A 2,336-nucleotide genomic window follows, 5' to 3' on the forward strand; every position below is an offset into this window, starting at 1 on the left:
TCGGCCCAGATATCGATGGGCTGCGGCTGCGGCCGCGGCTGCGGCCGCGGATCGGCCGGGGCGGGACGCCGGGGCGGTGAGGGCGAGGGCGGCTCCTGTTGCGGCGATGCCGGCCAGGGTGAGGGTGGCGTGGTGGGTGCCGGTCAGGAATGCGTCGCGGGCGAAGTCGGCGAGGGGCTGGGCGGCGGGTCCGGCTTTGTCGGCGACGGCGAGTGCGGCGGCCAGGGAGTCGGAGACGGGTCCGCGTGCTGGTGGGGGTAGGTGTGTGAGGGCGGGTTGGATGCGGTGGTGGTATCCGGCGGCCAGGACGCTTCCGGCGACGGCGATGCCGATGGCGGCGCCGATTTCGCGGGCGGCGTCGTTGACCGCGGCGGCGATGCCGTGTTTGGCGCGGGGTGTGTCGGCGACGATGGCGGCGGTGGCCGGGGCCGCGCACAGTCCGAGTCCGGCGCTCATGATCAGGACGGGGCCGAGGAGGTAGAGGTAGGTGGTGTGGGTGTCGATGCGTGAGAGCCACACCAGTCCGGCGGCGATGACGCTCATGCCGGTGGCGGTCATGATTTTGAGTCCGGCTCGTTCGCACAGCCAGGGCGCGATGAGGGAGATGCCGACCAGGGGCCCGGCCATGGGGGCCAGCGCGAGCGCCGATTGCAGAGGGCTGTAGTCGAGGATGAGCTGGAAATATTGCACGATCAGGTAGAACAGGCCGAAGGTGACCAGGAACTGCAACGCCAGCGACACCGCTCCGGCGGCGAATCCACGGCGGACGAGTAGCCGGATCGGTAGCAGTGGGTGGGGCACGCGGGATTCGGTGAGCACGAACACCACGGTCGCGGCGAGCGCGACGGCCAGTGTGGTGAGCACCAGTGGTGAGGTCCAGCCGTGTTCGGGGGCTGCGGTGACAGCGACGACGAACACCCCGACCGCCGCAGCCGAGGACATCGCTCCGGCGACATCGACCGGTGGCCGGTCCCGGTCGCGGGATTCGGTGAGGGTGAGCGCGGCGACGACCAGGATGGTGGCGGCGGCGGTGAGTGCGACGAACACCGCCCGCCAGGAGAACACCTGTAGTAGCAGGCCGGATCCGAGCAGGCCGATCACGCCGCCGGATCCGGCGACTCCGGCCCACACTCCGACCGCGCGGCCTTGTTTGTCGGCGGGAAATCCGGCGGTCAGGATCGACAGGGTCGAGGGCATCACCAGTGCCGCGCCCACCCCCGCGACCGCGCGGGCGGCGATCACCCAGGCCGGGCGGTCGGCGAACAGCGGGATGGCGGACCCGGCGGCGAAGATGACGAGCCCGGCCACCAGCACGATCCGGCGCCCGTAGCGGTCACCGACCGCGCCCCCGGACAGCACCAGGCACGCCAGTGCCAGCGTGTAGGCGTCGACCACCCACGTCAGCTGTGCTTGGGTGGCGCCGGTGGACTCCGCGATCTGCGGCAGCGCTCCGTACAGGGCGGCCATCGACGCGATCACCAACGCCACCGACACACACGACACCACCAGCGTCCACCGCTGCGCACCCGACAAGCGAGCGGGGACGGGTATCGAATCGGTCTGCGGGACAGCCACCAAACCTCCCAAGAAACGCTAACGACATTATCGTTTCGGTGATGTCGGTAGCGTAACCCCGCCCGAGGCGTGAACACCAGGGTTTGCCGGTCGGGCACAATGAGGTGTGTGAGTTCCACCCCCGCTCTCAGCGACGACGAGGCCGGTCAGTGGGTTGATCCGCGCCGGGCCCGTTCCCGCGAACGGCTTCTGGACGCGGCGACCCGGCTGCTGGCCACTGGCGGAATACACGCGGTCACCGTGGACGCGGTCACCAAAGCCTCCAAAGTCGCCGCGACCACCCTGTATCGCAACTTCGGCAACAGCGCCGGACTGCTTGCCGCCGCGTTCGAACGTCTGCTGCCCCAGGTCGAACCGCCCGCCGGCACCGGCAGCCTGCGCGAGCAGCTCACCGACCTGCTCACCCGCCAAGCCGCCCTCATCGACCACACCCCGATCCACCTCACCGCCCTGGTCTGGCTGGGTCTGGGCCCCACCGAACCCATCGGACCCATCACTCCCACCGAACTCGACGACCCGGCCGAAGCGGGTCGCGGTGACGGAGAACTGCACTCGCTACGCGCCCAGGTCATCGACCGCTACCGCCAGCCGTTCGACCAGCTGCTCACCAGCCCCGCCGCCCGCGCCGAACTCGGCGAGCTGGACCCCACCTACGCCATCACTCAACTCGTCGGCCCCCTGGTCTTCACCCGCCTCACCGGCATGAGCGTCATCGCCGCCGGACTGGTGTGGCTCTCACGCATCGACACCCACACCACCGC

Annotated in this window: 2 protein-coding genes; one reads left to right on the forward strand and one right to left on the reverse strand. The window is 70.3% G+C overall.

Features of this window, described 5'->3' with window-relative positions; all coding sequences use genetic code 11:
- Nucleotides 1–1,575: MFS transporter (locus A5789_RS32310; RefSeq protein WP_156773038.1), on the reverse strand; the 1,575-nt coding region annotated here is incomplete at its 3' end.
- A gap of 99 nt (nt 1,576–1,674) precedes the next feature.
- Here A5789_RS32310 and A5789_RS32315 point away from each other — a divergent pair.
- The coding region (locus A5789_RS32315) for a TetR/AcrR family transcriptional regulator (protein WP_082941107.1) at nt 1,675–2,336 on the forward strand (662 nt) is incomplete at its 3' end.

This window comes from Nocardia sp. 852002-51101_SCH5132738, assembly GCF_001665695.1.
GTDB classification, from domain to species: Bacteria; Actinomycetota; Actinomycetes; order Mycobacteriales; family Mycobacteriaceae; genus Nocardia; species Nocardia nova.